Below are 18284 nucleotides of genomic sequence, written 5' to 3' on the forward strand. Positions count from 1 at the left end.
CCAGCTTAAAACTCATAAAAGATCATACAGCCTGTACATCGCAAGCAAATTCTGATATGTCAGCTTATTCCCCATGAGTTGACGATAAGTGGCGGATTTTTCCTTCCCGTCCCCTTTCAAATCCTCCATCTTTTCCGTCGTTTTGTCATATTCCTGCTGTACAAAGGTCAGCATTTTCTCAAAGGCCGCCAGCCGTTTTTCGTCCATCTGTTCCATTTGCTCCCTCTACTTTCTCACTTCATAAGCGATATAACTGTGATCCAGCACGTAACCCAGCTGCTGCGCCAGCGCCAGAGACGCTTTGTTATGGGCGTCCCAGCTGGGATAGAGTCCCTGTTCCAAACATCTGCAGATCAGCGCCGCGCCGCATAGGCGAGCAAGCCCTTTTCTGCGCCAATCGGCTCTGGTGTCGATTTCAATTTCAATGCCGCCATTGTAGACGCTGTAAGAGGACGCGCCGCAAACCAGCTCCCCATGATGTAAAATTGCTGTTCCAACGCCTTTCTCACGGTATACTTCGTAATCCGCATACTGTGACACTAAATCTCGGCTCCACTCCATGGATTTTGCCCGATCAAAAATTATTTCATCGATCGGTGCAAGGGTAAAGCCTGCAGGCACCGCAGAAGCCAATTGGCGAAGCCTTGCCAGATCAAAGCTGGCGTCCTTTTGGGTGGCATAGCGGGTAAACTTCTTTGCCCGTTCTCCGAAAAAATCCTCAATTAAATCACCCAGCGCGTCGCTTGCCGGAACCATGATACAAAAGTTGTGACAGCCACCCTTTGCGAAGGATGTCAAAAAATCAAGAGAAGGCGCTCCCGCTAAAAAGCAGAAATCGCCCAGCACTGCAGCCGCCGATTTCGGATGCACTGCGTCATCTGTATAAATCTCGCCCATGATGCCCTGCAGGCAGGACCAAATCATAGTCTCATCCCAGCCTGCAAACAACTTCGCAAGGCTTCGATTTTTCGCGTTCCCATCAAAACGATACATCGTTACCTCCTATAAAACTTACCCTATTGGAGTTCCAGTCTCAATCCTACGCCGACTTCAACAACCGGCAATTCCGCCAGCATTGCCGCCTTTGCCGCAAGGGACACACAGTGACACGGATACAGTCGTTTTACGCCGCAGGATTTCAAATATTCAACCGCCTTATCCAGCTGCCTGCCCTTTTCAAAGAGATGAAAGCCTCCGATGATGCCGGCAATTCTGCTGTCACCGCAGACTTTCTTTGCATATTCTATGATGTTGCAAATTCCGCTGTGAGAGCAGCCGGTAATGATAAACAGTCCCTCTTCCCCGCGGTATGCCAGTGCTGTATCGTCCATGACATAGTCATCTTCCCAAAGGCCATCCTTCAGCCTGCGCCCGACAGGTTCTGATGCCTCAAAGTCATTGCCTCTAGGAATTTCACCAAGCCATACCAGCTTATCGATCAGATTAACAGGCTCACACGTTGTCGTAAGCTTCGTCCACAAAGCAGCATCCGCAAGAGAAAAAGGCGCACCAAAGCTTCCCGTTTCATCTTCCCGCGGCAGAAAACAGTCTGGGTGTGCAATCAAAGAAACTGCCGACAAATCAGCCCTGTCTTTTAAAAACAACAACCCTCTGGTATGATCGTTGTGTCCATGGGAAAACACAATCTTCGTCAAGGAGGATAAATCTATACCCATCAGCTCCGCATTTTTTAGAAGCACATCTGAATAGCCGCAGTCGAAGAGAATCCGCTCGCCGCCCTCCTCAATATAAAAGGCTGCCGCTGGTTCTCCCAGATAATATTCGTCGATGTAAGTATTGTTATCTACCAGCACTTTCAGTTTCACTATACCGGCTCCTTTCATTATAAACACAGCCGGAGGTTCCCCCTCCGGCTATCTTTCTAGTCAATATGCTTTTCGTTCTTTCTATCTCTGCCCATCAAAAGCTCCACAGCGTCCTTTGCGGTGATTTTTTCGTTGATACAGTTGTAAATGCACTCGGTAATCGGCATTTCTACACCAACTTTCTGTGCCAGCTGATAAGCAGCTTCTGCCGTGAACATGCCTTCTACGACCATGCCGACTTTTTCAACTGCGTCACTGGGTTTCATGCCCTCACCGATCATAATGCCGCAGCGGCGATTTCTGGAATGCATGCTGGTACAAGTTACGATTAAATCACCGATACCGGTAAGACCTGAGAACGTTGCAATATCTGCGCCCAGTTTCGCGCCGAGACGGCACATTTCTGTAATGCCGCGGGTCATCAGCGCCGCTTTGGCATTATCCCCAAAACCAATGCCGTCAGAAATACCAGCGCCCAGCGCGATGATATTTTTCAGAGAGCCACCCAATTCCACACCACAGACGTCATCATTGGTGTACACTCTGAAACGCTCTGTCATGAAAATATCCTGAATGTACTCTGCCAGCACCATATCCTTAGAAGCCACCGCAACCGTCGTCGGCATCGCCCTGCCTACTTCCTCCGCATGAGATGGACCGGAAAGTACCACATATTTTACATCCGGTTTCAGAAGATACGCGATTTCGCTCATACGCATCAGTGTTCCCTGCTCAATTCCCTTTGCCACGTTGACAACAACCATGTCATCCTCAAGAAAAGGAATCGCTTTTTCAAAGGCACTTCTAAAATGCTGGGCTGGTGCGGAAAACAGTGCAATATCTGCGCCAGCAAGCGCTTCTTCTGTAGATTCTACAATCTGCAGATTATCACAGAATTTGATACCCGGCAGGTACCTGACATTTTCTCTGTACGCCTGCATCTCTTTTACATGGTCCATGTTGACATCACACATTTTAACCTGATGTCCCTTATTGCTCAGTGTAATTGCAAGAGCTGTTCCCCAGCTGCCTGCACCGATAACACCAATTGTTTTCATCTTAATTTCCTTCTTTCCGGCTACTTGTCAACTTTCTTCCCCAAGCTAAGCCTGCTTTCCTCACCTTTTACAATACGTTTAATATTTCCGCGATGTGCATAGATTAAAAGTACCGCCATGACAATACCGATATAGAAAAAGTCCGGCTCCATAAAATATGCAAACACGGGAAATGAAGCTGCTGCTGTGATAGACCCAAGGGATACCATACGGGTCAAAGCCACCACCACAGCCACCACTAAAAGCGCAAGAAGTGCCAGCTGCCAGTTGACGCCAAGAATTGCGCCAAAGGCAACGGCCACGCCCTTTCCGCCTTTAAATTTAAACACGATAGGCCAAATATGCCCCACAAATGCCGCCAGCGCGCAGAACATTGCTGCAGGCGGCGCAGCAAATGCAAATCCTATCTTAACGGCAATAAATCCTTTGCCGATATCTACAATCAGCGTAATCATCGCTGCTTTTTTTCCCAGTACGCGAAGGGCATTGGTCGTTCCCGCATTGCCGCTTCCCTCTTTTTTGATATCCTTACCGACCGCTCTGGCAAGAAGCGTTGCCGGGGAAATATTCCCAAGGAAATAGGCAATGACAATAACAATGACAAACTGTAAGGTTTCCACTACTGTTCCTTCTCTCCTTTTTCTCTGAACACAAACTTGATTGAGGTTCCTTCAAAACCAAAGCCTTCTCTGATTTTGTTTTCCAGATATCTGGCATAGGAGAAGTGCATTAAATCCCGTTTGTTAATCTGGAAGGAAAACAGCGGTGGCTTTACACCTACTTGGGTTACATAGTAAATTTTCAGCCTTTTTCCCTTATCCGATGGCGGCTGTTTCATCATGGTCGCGTCGGTAACAAGACTGTTCAGCTGACCAGTCGGCACCCGCAGGGCTCTTTTTTCTGCTACATACTTTGCCATCTTGATGACGTCAAAAACCCGCTGCTTATCTTTGACAGAAATAAATACCATCGGCGCATAGGACATGAACTGAAGTTCTGCCTCAATTTCCCGTTTAAAGTCGCGCATCGTGTTGGTTTCTTTCTGAATCAGATCCCACTTATTGACGACAATAACTATGCCCTTGCCTGCCTCGTGAGCAACGCCTGCAATTTTCTTATCCTGCTCAGTCACGCCTTCCTCTGCATCAATCATCAGAAGACACACGTCGCAGCGCTCGATAGCTGCAACGGCGCGAATCACGCTGTAGCGCTCAATATCTTCGTTGACTTTGCTCTTTCTGCGAATACCAGCCGTATCGATTAAGGTATACTGATCGCTGCCCCACTCAAAAGGTGTGTCGATAGAGTCTCTGGTCGTTCCTGCAATTGGAGAAACGATAACTCTCTTTTCTCCAATCAGGCAGTTAATCAGAGAGGATTTTCCTACATTTGGCTTTCCAATGACAGCAACCTTAATGTCATCCTCCTCATCTTCATCAAGACCCTTTGGAAAGCTCTCCACAATTTCATCCAGCACATCGCCGAAGTTGAGCATATTGGCTGCGGAAATAGCGATAGGCTCGCCAATTCCCAGCTCATAAAAATCATAGAAATCATCGGGCAGATTTCTTGGATTATCAATTTTATTAACAAGAAGCATGACCTTTTTGCCGGTTCTTCTCAGCATCATCGCTACTTCGTTATCGGCATGGGTCAGACCTTCTTTTCCATCTACCATAAAAAGTATTACATCAGCCATATCCATAGCTGTCTGCGCCTGCTCTCGCATCTGAGAAAGAATCACATCTTCACTATCAGGCTCAATACCACCGGTATCAATTAATGCAAAGTGAATGCCGTTCCACTCTGCCTCCGCATAAATTCTATCTCTGGTTACGCCGGGGGTGTCCTCTACGATGGAAACTCGTCTGCCCACCACTCTGTTAAAAAAGGTGGATTTTCCAACGTTTGGTCTGCCCACTACGGCTACTATCGGTTTACTCACTAAAAATTCCTCCCGCAAATTCTAACGGATCAAACTCTTTCAGGTCTTCCATTCCCTCGCCTACACCGATATACTTAATCGGAAGGTCAAATTCATCCGCAATAGTGATGGCGATACCGCCCTTAGCTGTGCCATCCAGTTTCGTCAGCACAACACCGGTGATTTCTGCCACTTCGTTAAATTCCTGTGCCTGAGAAACAGCATTTTTACCTGTAGTTGCATCCAGCACCAGCAGAGTTTCTCTTGCTGCCTCAGGAAACTCTCTGGAAATGACCTTGTTCATCTTTTCCAGTTCGTTCATCAGATTTTTCTTGGTCTGCAGTCTCCCTGCAGTATCACAGATCAGCACATCCATGCCCTTAGCCTTTGCTGACTGAATAGCATCGAATATAACTGCCGAAGGGTCTGCCCCCTCCTGGTGGCGCACAGTGTTGACGCCGATTCTCTGTCCCCAGATTTCAAGCTGCTCTCCTGCTGCTGCTCTAAATGTGTCCGCCGCACCCAGCAGTACGGTCTTTCCTTCGCTTCTCAGCTTATGCCCAATCTTTGCAATGGACGTAGTCTTTCCGCCGCCGTTAATTCCAATCATCAGAATCACCAAAGGCGTATCTGCGCAAAGTTTGTTCCTCTCCCCTTTGTCCATCAGCTGTGCGATGACCTTGGCAAGCGCTTCCTTGATATTCTCAGGCTTTGTGATGTAGTTTTCCTTGATATACGCTCTCAGGTTTTCCATGATTTTCATGGTAGTATCCATGCCGATGTCCGATGTAATTAATATTTCTTCCAGTTCATCCATCAGGTCTTCATCAATCTCTGGTCTCCCCATGATGGCATCGCCGATTCGCTCGGACAATTTACCAAAAAAACCTTTTTTCTCTTTAAATAATGCCATAAATTTATCCCTTTCCGGTTTTCACCGTATTTTACTTAATCCAAATTATAATGCAAAATCATCACCAAGACGCAGGCTGAGAACCTTGGAAATTCCCTGCTCCGGCATGGTTACACCATAGAGCACGTCTGCATGCTCCATAGTCGCCTTCTGATGGGTAACCAGTGCAAACTGAATGTTATCGAACCTGCGCAGGTATTTTGCAAATCTGTCGATGTTAGCATCGTCCAGCGCTGCTTCTACCTCGTCCAAAATACAGAACGGCGTCGGCTTTGTTTTCAATACCGCAAACATCAGTGCAATAGCAGTCATAGTTTTTTCACCACCGCTCATCAAATTGATGTTCTGCAGCTTCTTGCCAGGCGGCTGCGCAATAATATCAATTCCTGATTCAAGCGGATTGTTCTCATCTTCCATTCGAAGTTCTGCATGACCGCCGCCGAATAACTCGCGGAAAATGACTTCGAAGCGCTCCACAACCTGATCAAAATTCTCCTTGAACTTAGTCTTAATGGTAGTATCCATCTCTGCGATGATACCCCGCAGCTCGTCCATAGCGGTAATGATATCCGCCCGCTGGCTTGTCAAAAACTCGTAGCGTTGACTTACCGTTTCGTATTCCTTGATGGCGCCCACATTGACCTCACCAAGCTCTCTGATTCTATTCCTGATGTCTCTGCTTTCCTTTACAGAAGTGCTCATGACAAAATCTGGATTTCGCAAATCTACTGCCTGTGCATAGGAAATCTCAAAATCCTCCCAGAGTCTTTCTTTCAGCGTATCCAGCTGCGTCTCGTTCTTTGCAACCTTGATCTCCAGCTGATATTTCTGATCCTGACAGCTATTCAGTCTCTCGTTATATCCCTGCTGCTCCTTGGTTACACTGCTGAGCTTTTCAGTCAAAAGGCTTCTCTGACTTCCGACCTCTTCGATATAGTTTTCTGTATTTTGCTTTTCTTCTGCAAGCCTTGCGATATCTTCCTCTGCGCCGTCTGTGCCAAAGAGCAGTCTGTTCTTCTCTTCTCCCAGCGCTGAAAGCTGTCTTTCTTTTGTTTCAATCTGAAAACGATAATCCTCTGCTGTCTCAGAAATTCTCGTAAGCAAGCTCTCTATATTGTTCTTCTTGCTTTCCCATTCTGTAGCGGCAATTCTGGTCTTTGTAATACCTTCGCTTGCTTCATCAATGACAGCCTTTTTGGTCTCGTAGGCAGCCATAGCTTCCTCAATCATGTGATTTAGAGTCTCAATTTGAGTTTCCGCCTGCCTCATTTCTTCGAGGAGAGTTTCTACTGTTGCCGCAGCGTCTTTACTGTCTTTCTCAATGGAAGAAAGCTCCTGCGCAAACCTTACGCTGCTGTCTGTAATCTGGTTAAGCGCATCTTTCAGCGCAGTAATTCTGCCCGCAAAGGAAACCTGTTTCAGTTCTGTATCTCTCCGACGCTGACGCAATTCTGCAAGTTCACCGTCAAGAACTTCTGCTTTTTCTGCCGCTTTGCGGTTCTCCTCTGCAGCTTCTGACAGCTCTGCTCTCAAGACTTCGATTTCTTTCTCTAAAGTCGTAATTTCACTGCGCCGTTCAAGAAGATTAGCCGTTTTGTTCTTGAATTTACCGCCGGTGATAGCGCCGCTGACATTGATAATCTCTCCATCCAGCGTTACAAAACGAAGTCCGGTTCCCGAAATCTTGGAAAGTCTGATTGCGGCGTCCATATCCGCTGCAATTACAACTCTTCCCAGCAGATATTCAAATATATTTCTGTATTCATCTCTGCAGGTAATGCAGTCCGCTGCAAGACCTTTATAACCGGGATCAGCAGCAATCCGCTGATCAATCTTTGCCCTGCCTCCTTTTATGGAAGCTGCTGGAAGAAAAGTAAGACGTCCCGCTTTATTTTCTTTCAGCTTTGCAATGGCACGTTTTGCACTGGCATCATCATCACAGATAATGTTCTGCATCTGTCCTCCAAGTGCCGTCTCTATAGCAACTTCAAGTCCTGTTGGAACCTCCATCAGCTCGGCAACCACGCCGGAAATGCCAGAAAGTCCGCTGCGCATGATATACTTTACCGCATAGTTATAGCCCTCATAATTATTTTCCATCTCTTCAATGGTCTTTTTTCTGGCAACCTTCTGACTGCCGGAAAGCTTCAGTTCCTCAACCTTGGCACCGCTCATCTTTCTTCGGAGTTCCAGCTGTTTTCTTTCCTCCGTCATTGACGAAATCTTCGCCTTGATTTCGGCCAGCAACTGCTCATTCTGACGGCTTTCAGCCTCTGCCTTTGCAAGCATTTCATTGCTTTCTTCCTGGCTTTCTGCCGCACCATTTGCTTCCTCATTGAGCTGCTCTTTGCGCTTTTGCAAAGTCTCACGAATGCTTTCATAGCTCTTTACCTCACTTTTTTTAGAAGCATTCAAATTATGCAGGCGAAACATTTCTTCTCTGCTGTTATCAATGGTATCAGTCAGCTCAGAAGCCTCACGTGTCAAAGCACTGTGTGCTGTCACCTGCTCCTGCAGCAGTGCTGCTGCCTCTTCATGATTCCGCGCAATCTCTTCTTTAGATTTTTCAAGCTGCGCCTTATTTTCTTCTTCGCGTGAAAGACGACCCGACAGTTCCTCAATTTCGCCTGTCAATCTGGTGCTGTCCTTTTCGATACCGGAAAGGCGCTCCTTGCTCAGCTGGCTTTCGCTGCTGCGGCGGTTCATCTCTTCCACGATATGTAACAGCTTGTCCCTGGCTTCGTTGCCCAGTTGTTCCAGATGTTCGTTCTTTTCTCTATCGGCTTCCGCTTCCTTGTCGATATTTTGCTTCTTCTCAGTGATTTCCGCAAGTTCTTCAGAAAGTCCTGCAATGTCTTTCTGATAAATATCATTCCTGGACAGAATATTATCTATATTTTTCAGTGTGATATTGATTTCTAAATCACGATAGCGCTCTTTCAGCTCCAGATATTCCTTTGCCTTGACGCTGTCTTCCTTCAGTCCGTCAATTCTTCCCTCAATCTCTGAAACAATATCGTTGACTCTATCAAGATTATTGCCGGTGGATTCCAACTTTCTCTCAGCTTCTGCCTTTTTACTTTTGTACATGACAACACCGGCAGCTTCCTCGAAAATTTCTCGTCTGCTCTCCGGTTTGTTGCTGACAATATCTGCAATTTTACCCTGCCCGATGAGAGAATATCCGTCAACACCGATTCCGGTATCCATAATCAGCTCTCTGATATCTCTCAGTCTGCACTGATTATTGTTGATAAGATATTCACTTTCGCCGGAGCGATACATTCTTCTGGTAATGGCTACCTCGTTATAGTCAATATTCAAAATACCTGTCGAATTATCAATTACTAAAGTAACCTCAGCCATCCCACGTGATTTACGGCTGGCTGTTCCTGCAAAGATAACCTCTTCCATTTTTCCGCCGCGAAGAGCTTTCGGGCTCTGTTCGCCGAGAACCCATCTGATGGCGTCGCTGATATTACTTTTTCCACTTCCATTGGGGCCTACGATACAAGTTACACCCTCGTGAAACTCTATAACTACCGGTTCTGCAAAGGATTTAAACCCATGCATTTCTAGCCTCTTAAAATACATACTGACCTTTCCTCTTTCTACTAAGTTATGTTTTTCTTTGTCTCATACTAATTTCATGCCTTTATCAGAACTGATTTTCTGACAACAGATGAAAGGTTTCTCTTGCGGCATTTTGCTCCGCTTCTTTCTTGCTTTTGCCTGACCCGCGCCCCAGCACCTTGCCATTGCAGGACAGATGGACATAGAAGGTTTTATCGTGATCTGGACCTTCCTCTCTGTCCAGGTGATAGGAAATGATAATCTTCTTTCCGCGTTTTTGCAGAACTTCCTGCACCTGCGTCTTATAATCGGTAAATATTCTGCCTGCAAGGGCATCCTCAATAGTCTTCGCAAACTCTCTTGAAACAAAGCGAAAGGCTTCTTCAAAACCGCCATCTAAATAAATAGCACCTACTACAGCTTCCACTGCATCAGCAAGAATGGATTCTCTGTGTCTGCCTCCAGAGTGTTCTTCGCCTTTTCCCATATTCAAATATGCACCAATGTCAAGGCGTCTTGCCACCTGCGCCAAAGACTTTTCGCAGACAATAAGAGCTCTGGTTTTAGTCAGTTTTCCTTCATCCACTTTTTCCAAAAGCTTATAAAGCTCCACACTAATAATTGCGTCAAAAAAAGCGTCACCTAAGAACTCCAGCCGCTCGTTGTTATTTTTAACCTCAGTTCCATGCTCTCTGCAGAAGGAACTGTGGGTCAGCGCCTTGTTCAAAAGTTCTTTATCTTTAAATATATATTGGATTTTCTTCTCAAAATCTCCGTTATTCACTGATTAGTATCTCCTCAATCTCCAAAACTGAATTCTGTATGGTATCTACCACATTTTCCTCCACATAAGGGATTGCCTTCATGATGGTCTGCTTTACGGCCAGAGCATCAGAAGAGCCATGCATTTTCAGAAGGGCTCCCTTTACGCCAAGAAGCGGCGCCCCACCATATTCTGCGTAGTTAAACTCTTTTTTAATTTCTGAAAGCTGATCTTTCAAAAGAACCGCACCAAGTTTGGACTTAGTCGTTGACAGAAATCTGCGCTTCATCTCGCGAAGTACCATCAAACCCATACCTTCTGTCAATTTAATGATTGCATTCCCCGTAAAACCATCTGTAACGATGATATCGCAAATGCCATCCTGCAGACTTCTTGCCTCAATGCTGCCGATAAAGTTCAGATTACTCTTTGAAAGCAGTTCATAGGCAGCCTTTGTCAAAGTAGTACCTTTGCCTTCTTCTGTTCCGTTATTGACAAGTCCTACAGTCGGGTTCTCTCTCTTCAAAACCTTTTCCATATAAATGCTGCCCATAGTGGCAAACTCTAAAAGATTGCCTGGCTTGCACTCTGCGTTAGCGCCGGTATCTACCAAAAGAGACGGCTGCATGCCGATGACTGGATAAACTGTTGCCAGGGTCGGTCTGTCGATTCCTTGAATTCTTCCCAGAATAAAAAGTCCTCCTGCCAGAAGTGCCCCGGTGCTTCCTGCCGAAAGGAACACATCCGCTTCTTTGTTCTTCACCAGGTTAAGTCCCTTGACGATAGAAGAATCCTTTTTAGTTCTAACCGCCTTGACAGGAGCTTCGTCGTTGGTAATTTCTTCGCTTGCGTCAATGACCTCTATCTTTTCAGAAATGGTCCCGTATTTTGCAAGGCAAGCTCTGATTTTATCCTCATGGCCAATAATCGTAATCTTATCTTTAATCTCTTTTGCTGCTGCAACTGCACCTTCTACAATAACTTCCGGCGCGTGGTCGCCACCCATACCGTCCAATAAAATTCTCATTCTGTTCCTCCTAGCTCGCCGTCGCGTGAGCATACATAATTTATTTTAACACAATTCCATGTTTTATGCAAGAAATGGAAGGATTCTATAATAAATGTTAGGAAGCGACCTCAACATTTAACATAGAACCAAAAACTACGTTACCGTTGTGCAAAGGAAGCCATGTTTCGCTTATTAGCACAACCGACAACCATAAAAGTTGTGCATACTAATGCTATAAGTGATGTCTTGCACAACATTTCAATTTTTTACCGTTTAACAGCAAAAAAGTTGTGCAATCATAGGTATTTCCCGCCTGTTTTACACAACTTTCTGTTTGTATTCCACGATAAATACAGATCTGTCTGTTGGAAGTTGTGCAGGATAGTCTTCAGAAAACTATTTTGCACAACCGACACCGCCAAGAGTTGTGCAAATCAATACTATAAAACTTTTCCCTGCACAACTTTTTAAAAAATATACCCCCTACCCCTATATTTCTGTACAATCTGATTGATAAATTTCATATACAAAAGAGAACTGCTCTCATGCACAAATTCCCGTGCAAAAGCAGTCCTCTTTCTTTTAATTTAAAATATCTGCTGTTTTACAGCATTTCTTTAATTACTGCGTCAATCTTTCTGGCTACTTCTCTGAAATCCTCTTCCTTGTAGCCTCTTGTGGTCATCGGCGCTGTACCAATTCTAACACCACTGGTTTCCTTCGGAGAACGTTTCTCGCCTGGCACGCAATTTTTATTCAGGGTAATGCCGACTTCATCTAATTTATCCTGCAAATCCTTACCGCTGAACGGGAATTCCAGTAAATCTAATAGAAATACATGATTATCAGTGCCGCCGGTTACAATCTTGTAACCCAGTTTCAGGAATTCATCAGCAAAGGCTTTGCAGTTAGCGACAACCTGCGCTGCATATTCCTTATATTCCGGTCGAAGAGCTTCTTCCGCGCACACTGCTTTTCCTGCGATTACGTGTTCCAACGGACCGCCCTGGGCATAAGGGAACACCGCGCTGTCTACCTTTTTTGCTAAATCCTGACGAGCAAAGATCAGACCGCCTCTTGGTCCTCTCAAAGTCTTATGGGTTGTGGTGGTTACGATATCCGCATGACCGAACGGAGACGGGTGTGCGCCTCCTGCCACAAGACCTGCAATGTGCGCCATATCCACCATAAAATAAGCCCCTGCTTCCTTTGCAATTTCAGCAAAAGCAGCAAAGTCGATGATTCTGGAATAAGCGGAAGCACCAGTCAGAATCAGCTGCGGCTTGTATTCCTGCGCCTTCTTTCTGACGTCTTCCATATCGATGAATCCATTCTCATCTACATCGTAAAATACCATGTTATAAAGCTTTCCGCTGAAGTTGACACCGGATCCATGCGTCAAATGTCCACCGTTATCCAAGCTCAGGGACAAAATGGTATCTCCCGGCTGCAAAATTGCCTTATATGCTGCAAAGTTTGCCTGAGAGCCGCTGTGTGGCTGCACGTTTACGTGGTAATCGGTGTCAAATACCTTTCTCCACATATCGCAGCAATATTCCTCAAGCTCGTCGACAAACTTGGTTCCGCCATAGTATCTGCTGGTGTTGCCGGAGGTTCTCACATAAGGATAGCCTTCTGCATACTTCCAGGAAAGACAGCTTCCGCAAGCAGCCAGTACCGCCTCAGAACAATAATTTTCTGAAGCAATCAGCTCGATATTGTTCTTCTGTCTGTTATATTCCTTTTCAATCAGATCCCCCACAACTGGAGAGGATTTCTTAATAAATTCAAAATTCTCTACGTTATAGGTGCTGTTATCTGCGCCTTCTCTGTTAAACATGTGTACACTTCCTTTCGGTTTTTGAAAATACCGTATTATTGTATCACAACAAAGATGGACTATTCAACCTAATTCTGTTCAAATCCATGAAATTCACGAAAAGAACAGTTTACACTTCTTCCATCTGTAAAATAGACACTTCAAAGGCAGTTTTGACCATCACATCGCCGTCCTCACATTTTTTCTTATACTGCCTGCTTTGAATTCTTCCGTGAAGGGCAATCTTTGCCCCCACTTCAAGACTTGATGAGTACACCGCATTTCGACCCCATGCAATGCACGGTATGTAGTCGGATTTGTTGTAAAGCCGGTTGACCGCCAGCATAATATCGCAGATTTTGCGCCCCAAAGGCGATGTCCTCCCAAGAGGCGGTTTGCAGATATAACCTTCCAGATAAATCTGATTCAGAGGTTCAAAGCATTCCTCTGCCTCAGCTATATCTCTTGCAAAGACTACAATATTTAAGCGGTTGTGACCGTCTACATCTTCGTTATACGTGCGAATCTGCCCCTGTACCTCAATCCACATGCCGACTTCAATCTGCATGGTGTTCAAAATCCGTTCGGAAGCCATGACAATAATTTGGTCTTCGTATCCGCTGTTTCTGGCAATGCCCACCTCAAAAGTATAAAATGCTTCCCCATATGTTTTATGATTCAGCTTCAGCCCATCTATGATTTCACCCCGAATACATGCTATGTTTGTAGGGTTATTACTGTCCGTCGTATTTATCATATTTTCCCTCCCAGAAATTCACATTAGTACATTGTATTCTGAGACGCAGAAAGTATGCCAATTAGCTAGTTTCCCCTGCCAGTGCCACCGGATTATATAAATTAGGGCATTTTATCGTATAAACAAGACTGTCTGCCTGCGCCGAAGTCAACGTATCCGGCGTCTTGCCGAAGTAATAGCCGGCCGCTTCCTTAATTCCATAGCAGTTTTCCCCAAAATAAATACAGTTTAAATACATTTCCAGGATTTCATCTTTGGAATAATCCCACTCCAGGTGAAACGCTACAAAGACCTCCGCTACCTTTCTCTCCATAACCTTTTCAAAATCGAAATACATATTCTTTGCAAGCTGCTGCGTAATTGTGCTTCCACCTTCTACAAAGCTTCCCGCAATGATGTCGTTTTTTACTGCTCTTGCAATAGCGAGAGGATCTATACCAAAATGCCAGGAAAAACGTTTATCCTCAGACTTAATAATCTCTTCCACAAAATAATCGGACATCTCTGACAGAGGTACATAATCGTCACGTTCTCTGATTTCAGAAACTTTCTCTTCCAGGGGTACTTTTTCCACCGCAGTTTTGTACAGCTGATAGCCCCTGTACACTGTTGGCGCTGCAGCAATGCTGCATGCAAGCGCCAGTACCAAACAAACCTTAAATAGCTTTCTCATAAAAAAACACCCCTTTCCCATTTGATACTTTCATTGTATCCCATGAGAAAAGGGTATTCCATAGATATTCGTTACAGATTGCTTACAGTTTTGTAAGGTCCTTTTCTAAGAATCCTTGCGCCAAGCTGCTGCAGCTTTATTCCAGTACTTGTTCATCACCGTCACAATTACAAACCCCAGCGAAATAGCAAGAGCAATTGTAATTGCTGCGGTTCCATTTTCAGCAAACATGGCTTTGTCTTCGCTGACAAGACCATACATGGTATAATACAGTCTACCTCCGGGAATCAGCGGCACTGCTGCAGCAGTCAGAAAAATCGTCGCAGGAGCGCGATTTACCCGCGCCATAACCTCTGCGTAAACTGCTACAAAGACAGATGCAATAAGATTTGCCTCAAAATTGCTGCCTAGCCATTCAAAACAGGCAAGGTAAATGCCCCATGTAACCAGCCCTCCGATACCTGCATACAACACCTGCCTGCCTTTTATTTTCAGCATAAGTGCAAATCCAATAGATCCCAGAAAAGCAACAATCAGCTGTACAATCATAAGACACCTCCAAGGAGTATAATAGTCAGGGCAAAGCCACAGGCAATCGCTGCTGCTATTAAAAGAGAATTGCACAGGCGTAAAAGCCCCGAAGCGATATCCCCTGTCAGCATATCACGCACTGCGTTGGTCAATGCAATGCCAGGAATCAGCAGCATAATTCCGCCAATCATGAGCATCTCCACATGATCTCCAATGCCCAGCGCTACAAAAACATGCGCGCAAATACCTGCAACCACCGATGCTACAAAGTGATATACAATCTGATTTTTTTCCTGCTTTGCGTAAAACAACTCAAAGAGGACCATAACAATCGCCATCAGCGATGACGCTAGACCATCTTTGACACTGCCACCAAAGAAGACAGCAAAAGCTCCAGCTCCCAGCATGCAGCCGATAAAATGCAACCAAACAGACTGTTTAGGACGCGCCAAAACCTCATCAAATTTTTGTCGAAGTTCGCAAACGTCCGGCTTATTCGCACAGATATATCTGCTCAAATTATTGAGATAATCAAGACGATCGAAATTAGTATCATATCGAATCAGTCTTCTGATATGGGTCAAAATTCTGCCGTCTGGTGCTTCCATAGTTACCTGAATGTTGGAGGTAATGATAAACACATTAATCCGCTCTGCGCCGTAGCTTTCGCACATGCGCAAAATGCTGTCCTCCACACGACTAACTTCTGCACCGCAGCAGACCATCTCTTCTCCAATATCTAAAATGCCCTGCAAAATTCTGTCATAATCGAAATCCATTTATGCAATCTCCAGTTTCATAACCTCTGGGTGGCAATTCTTCTGATACTGCGGACAGTACTTGCACTCGAAGAAATTAGGGGCTGTTTCCGGATCGATGGCAGTAAAGCCGTTAGCGCGGAAGAATCCTGGCGCTCTTGCTACCAGATAAAGACTATCCCCACCAAGCTCCTTCACCGTATCAATCACCTTCTGCAGCAGTATATTGCCCACTTTCAACTTGCGATAAGGCGCATCCACCGCAATGCCGTCGATGATATAGCGGCCTTCTCTCTTTGCGAGAACCACTGCACCTACCAGGTGTTCCTCTGCACCGTGGACAATTTCAAAGCATCTTACGATATCCGTATCCACTTCCTCATCACCATCAAATTCAAGCTCATTTTCAACAAAAAACTGAACCAATTTCTCATACGCATCTGTCTGTCTCAAAATCAAACGCATCATATCGTTTCCTCTCCCATATTGTCTTCCAAAGTAAAGATTTTTAGTCGATTGTGCAAAACGCTGAAAGTCAGCGGCAGTTTTTCACCGTGTTCACCGTCAATATCCGTCGGTAAATCGCTGGACGCTTCTATTTTCAGGCTGTTGGTCTGAAAATGCAGCACTCTTTTGCTGGACGGATGGTTTCCTTGTAAAATTTTCACGAAAACCCCTGGCATTTCCAAAAGTCCCATGTTCCTAAACAGAATGACGTCGAGAAGTCCGTCGTTAATCTCTGAATCCGGTGAGATTTTCTTAAAACCGCCTGCCGATTTTCCGTTCATCACCACCATAAAATACATCTTTTCGCGGTAAACTTTTTCCGGCGTCGTCAGAGTCACCTTAATTGGCTTCAAGTTAGGCACTTCGGACAGTCCCTTTAGATAATATGCCAAAATACCGATAGTATTCTTTAAGGTTGGGTCGGTCTTCTGGCTGACGTCCACAACCTGCCCCATGGCTGCCACGTTGATAAAGTGACGGTCGTTGACCTTTCCCACATCGGCATAGGTATAATTATCCCCAAGAGCGATGTCCACCATGCGCTCTATATCGCCGGGGATATTGAAGTAATACGCAAAGTCATTCGCCGTTCCTGCAGGAAAAATCGCCAGCGGTAGATAGATATCATTTCGTATCATAGCGTTAACACATACATTGATGGTGCCATCGCCTCCGGCAGCGATAATCTGCCTGTATTCATTCTGCGTGCCTTCTCTGCTGATTTCCGCCAAAAAATCAGCAATCACTGTACCGTGAGCCGCCCGCACCGGCACCACCAGATAACCTGCGTCCTGGCAGCGACCGATGATATAGTCCAGATTGTTCTTGAACATGCCGCTTCCGGAATTTGGATTATAAAACAAAATAATCTTGTTAAGTTTCTCTGACTCCTGTTTCATTGATAAGTCCTCTAATCTTTCCAATCAAATATAATGAACCTGTGAATAATATTACATCATACGCTTCGTATAACCCCTGCGCACAGCTGACCGCCTCTTCTGCCTTGCTAAAGCAGTGGACATGACCTCCCCTTTTCTGCATCTTTTCTGCCAGTTCTTCTGCCGGCAGTTTTCTCGGATTGTCCGGCTCTGTGGCTATAAAATCCTTAGTTATATCCATAAAGGAGTCTAGAACTTCCTCCACTTCCTTATCTGCTAAAATACCGGTCACCATGAGGATTTTTTTATCTTTAAAGTGGCGAAGGACGGTTTCTTTCAGCGCCTTTGCCCCACCCGGATTGTGAGCGCCATCTAAGATTACAAAAGGCTCTTTTTCCATGATTTCAAAGCGTCCGATTTGCTTTGCCCGCTTAAAGCCCTCTGCAATCTGTTCATCGGTAACTGTGAAATCTCCTCGTTTATTTAACAGAGCGATTGCAGTCAGTGCTGTCAACGCATTTTGCACCTGATGACGCCCAACCATAGAAATCGTAAACTCGTAGGTTTCCTTTAGGACTTCAGCACGAACGCGAGTACCTTCTACCGTTTCTTCCAGAATTTCACACGGACTTTGCAGTGCGTCAAAAATCGGCGTATGCTTTTCGATGGCCTTGTGCTTCAGTACCCACATGGCTTCCTCATTTTCTACACCGGTAATAACCGGACAGCCTTCTTTGATAATTCCCGCCTTTTCTGCAGCAATCTCCTCGATGGTCTCGCCCAGCCTGTCTGTGTGGTCCAGTGAAATAGAGGTAATAATGCTGCAAAGCGGCTGCTTTACTACATTGGTGGAGTCGCCCCTACCGCCAAGTCCTACTTCCAGCACTACAAAATCCGTATTCTTTTCTTTGAAATAGAGAAAAGCAATGGCAGTAATTACTTCAAATTCTGTCGGTGATTCATGACCTTCAGACGTCATCTCCTCCGTCTTTGCAAGGACGATGTCGCTGCACCGCTGCAAATCCGCATCGGAAATAAAGCTGCCGTCAAATTCGATTCGTTCGTTGAATACCTCCAGAAAAGGCGAAGTAAACAGCCCGCACCGGTAGCCGGCTGCCTGCAGAATCTCATAGAGATACCTGCAGACAGAGCCTTTGCCGTTGGTTCCTGCAACGTGAAGCACTTTTAAATCCTCGTGAGGATTGCCCAGCTTTTCAAGAAGCACATTCATTCGTTCCAGCCCCAGCACCCAGCCAAATTTCTGAAATTCACTGATTTTGCTGATTGCATCCATC

Annotated in this window: 18 protein-coding genes; all 18 read right to left on the reverse strand. The window is 45.4% G+C overall.

What is annotated here, in order from left to right:
• Positions 1–12 precede the first annotated feature (12 nt).
• A complete protein-coding gene (locus NFR88_RS09850) occupies positions 13–216 on the reverse strand; it encodes a hypothetical protein (protein WP_251615619.1) in 204 nt (67 codons plus the stop codon).
• 9 nt (positions 217–225) lie between these two features.
• The gene (locus NFR88_RS09855; protein WP_251615621.1) at positions 226–993 is read right to left on the reverse strand and encodes a GNAT family N-acetyltransferase; all 768 of its coding nucleotides are present in this window, start codon (positions 991–993) and stop codon (positions 226–228) included.
• 23 nt (positions 994–1016) lie between these two features.
• The gene (locus tag NFR88_RS09860; protein WP_330588232.1) at positions 1017–1826 is read right to left on the reverse strand and encodes an MBL fold metallo-hydrolase; all 810 of its coding nucleotides are present in this window, start codon (positions 1824–1826) and stop codon (positions 1017–1019) included.
• Positions 1827–1882: 56 nt separating this feature from the next.
• A complete protein-coding gene (locus tag NFR88_RS09865; RefSeq protein ID WP_251615623.1) occupies positions 1883–2884 on the reverse strand; it encodes an NAD(P)H-dependent glycerol-3-phosphate dehydrogenase in 1002 nt (333 codons plus the stop codon).
• A 20-nt stretch (positions 2885–2904) separates the two neighbouring features.
• Positions 2905–3504 carry a glycerol-3-phosphate 1-O-acyltransferase PlsY gene (gene plsY / locus NFR88_RS09870; RefSeq protein WP_160202232.1) on the reverse strand — a complete coding sequence of 200 codons (600 nt, stop codon included), beginning with the start codon at positions 3502–3504 and terminating at the stop codon, positions 2905–2907.
• Positions 3504–4829, reverse strand: coding sequence for a ribosome biogenesis GTPase Der (gene der, locus NFR88_RS09875; RefSeq protein WP_251615625.1), 1326 nt, complete (start codon positions 4827–4829; stop codon positions 3504–3506). The genes plsY and der overlap by 1 nt, the downstream gene beginning before the upstream one ends.
• On the reverse strand, positions 4822–5721 hold the full coding sequence (ftsY, locus tag NFR88_RS09880; RefSeq protein ID WP_160202234.1) for a signal recognition particle-docking protein FtsY: 900 nt from the start codon (positions 5719–5721) through the stop codon (positions 4822–4824). The genes der and ftsY overlap by 8 nt, the downstream gene beginning before the upstream one ends.
• A gap of 45 nt (positions 5722–5766) precedes the next feature.
• Positions 5767–9315, reverse strand: a complete 3549-nt coding sequence (gene smc, locus NFR88_RS09885; protein ID WP_251615627.1) for a chromosome segregation protein SMC — start codon at positions 9313–9315, stop codon at positions 5767–5769.
• 64 nt (positions 9316–9379) lie between these two features.
• Positions 9380–10078, reverse strand: a complete 699-nt coding sequence (rnc, locus tag NFR88_RS09890) for a ribonuclease III (protein ID WP_160202236.1) — start codon at positions 10076–10078, stop codon at positions 9380–9382.
• Positions 10071–11084, reverse strand: a complete 1014-nt coding sequence (plsX, locus tag NFR88_RS09895) for a phosphate acyltransferase PlsX (RefSeq protein ID WP_251615630.1) — start codon at positions 11082–11084, stop codon at positions 10071–10073. Before plsX ends, rnc begins: the two co-directional genes overlap by 8 nt.
• Before the next feature lie 586 nt (positions 11085–11670).
• Positions 11671–12906 (reverse strand): serine hydroxymethyltransferase, encoded by a 1236-nt coding sequence (locus NFR88_RS09900; protein WP_251615634.1) that lies wholly within the window; start codon positions 12904–12906, stop codon positions 11671–11673.
• Between the two features lie 109 nt (positions 12907–13015).
• Positions 13016–13642: a single-stranded DNA-binding protein gene (locus NFR88_RS09905; RefSeq protein ID WP_160202239.1), complete on the reverse strand. Its 627-nt coding sequence runs from the start codon at positions 13640–13642 to the stop codon at positions 13016–13018.
• 61 nt (positions 13643–13703) lie between these two features.
• On the reverse strand, positions 13704–14315 hold the full coding sequence (locus tag NFR88_RS09910) for a biosynthetic peptidoglycan transglycosylase (protein WP_160202240.1): 612 nt from the start codon (positions 14313–14315) through the stop codon (positions 13704–13706).
• A 105-nt stretch (positions 14316–14420) separates the two neighbouring features.
• On the reverse strand, positions 14421–14864 hold the full coding sequence (locus NFR88_RS09915) for a threonine/serine exporter family protein (protein ID WP_160202241.1): 444 nt from the start codon (positions 14862–14864) through the stop codon (positions 14421–14423).
• Positions 14861–15625 (reverse strand): threonine/serine exporter family protein, encoded by a 765-nt coding sequence (locus NFR88_RS09920; protein WP_160202242.1) that lies wholly within the window; start codon positions 15623–15625, stop codon positions 14861–14863. Before NFR88_RS09920 ends, NFR88_RS09915 begins: the two co-directional genes overlap by 4 nt.
• Positions 15626–16072 (reverse strand): GNAT family N-acetyltransferase, encoded by a 447-nt coding sequence (locus NFR88_RS09925; RefSeq protein WP_160202243.1) that lies wholly within the window; start codon positions 16070–16072, stop codon positions 15626–15628.
• Complete coding sequence (locus NFR88_RS09930; protein ID WP_251615637.1) at positions 16069–17010, reverse strand: YegS/Rv2252/BmrU family lipid kinase; 942 nt, start codon at positions 17008–17010, stop codon at positions 16069–16071. Before NFR88_RS09930 ends, NFR88_RS09925 begins: the two co-directional genes overlap by 4 nt.
• Positions 16985–18283, reverse strand: coding sequence for a bifunctional folylpolyglutamate synthase/dihydrofolate synthase (locus NFR88_RS09935; protein ID WP_251615640.1), 1299 nt, complete (start codon positions 18281–18283; stop codon positions 16985–16987). The genes NFR88_RS09930 and NFR88_RS09935 overlap by 26 nt, the downstream gene beginning before the upstream one ends.
• Position 18284 lies beyond the last annotated feature (1 nt).

The sequence above is a fragment of the Senimuribacter intestinalis genome, from assembly GCF_943192965.1.
GTDB classification, from domain to species: domain Bacteria; phylum Bacillota; class Clostridia; order Peptostreptococcales; family Anaerovoracaceae; genus Senimuribacter; species Senimuribacter intestinalis.

What these genes read in the sequence shown, in the direction of transcription:
- ftsY (WP_160202234.1), bottom strand. Translation starts at nt 5,721, where the DNA reads ATGGCATTATTTAAAGAGAAAAAAGGTTTTTTTGGTAAATTGTCCGAG.
- NFR88_RS09855 (WP_251615621.1), bottom strand. Translation starts at nt 993, where the DNA reads ATGTATCGTTTTGATGGGAACGCGAAAAATCGAAGCCTTGCGAAGTTG.
- NFR88_RS09910 (WP_160202240.1), bottom strand. Translation starts at nt 14,315, where the DNA reads ATGAGAAAGCTATTTAAGGTTTGTTTGGTACTGGCGCTTGCATGCAGC.
- NFR88_RS09865 (WP_251615623.1), bottom strand. Translation starts at nt 2,884, where the DNA reads ATGAAAACAATTGGTGTTATCGGTGCAGGCAGCTGGGGAACAGCTCTT.
- NFR88_RS09925 (WP_160202243.1), bottom strand. Translation starts at nt 16,072, where the DNA reads ATGATGCGTTTGATTTTGAGACAGACAGATGCGTATGAGAAATTGGTT.
- plsX (WP_251615630.1), bottom strand. Translation starts at nt 11,084, where the DNA reads ATGAGAATTTTATTGGACGGTATGGGTGGCGACCACGCGCCGGAAGTT.
- NFR88_RS09915 (WP_160202241.1), bottom strand. Translation starts at nt 14,864, where the DNA reads ATGATTGTACAGCTGATTGTTGCTTTTCTGGGATCTATTGGATTTGCA.
- NFR88_RS09905 (WP_160202239.1), bottom strand. Translation starts at nt 13,642, where the DNA reads ATGATAAATACGACGGACAGTAATAACCCTACAAACATAGCATGTATT.
- NFR88_RS09935 (WP_251615640.1), bottom strand. Translation starts at nt 18,283, where the DNA reads ATGGATGCAATCAGCAAAATCAGTGAATTTCAGAAATTTGGCTGGGTG.
- NFR88_RS09850 (WP_251615619.1), bottom strand. Translation starts at nt 216, where the DNA reads ATGGAACAGATGGACGAAAAACGGCTGGCGGCCTTTGAGAAAATGCTG.
- NFR88_RS09900 (WP_251615634.1), bottom strand. Translation starts at nt 12,906, where the DNA reads ATGTTTAACAGAGAAGGCGCAGATAACAGCACCTATAACGTAGAGAAT.
- NFR88_RS09930 (WP_251615637.1), bottom strand. Translation starts at nt 17,010, where the DNA reads ATGAAACAGGAGTCAGAGAAACTTAACAAGATTATTTTGTTTTATAAT.
- NFR88_RS09920 (WP_160202242.1), bottom strand. Translation starts at nt 15,625, where the DNA reads ATGGATTTCGATTATGACAGAATTTTGCAGGGCATTTTAGATATTGGA.
- smc (WP_251615627.1), bottom strand. Translation starts at nt 9,315, where the DNA reads ATGTATTTTAAGAGGCTAGAAATGCATGGGTTTAAATCCTTTGCAGAA.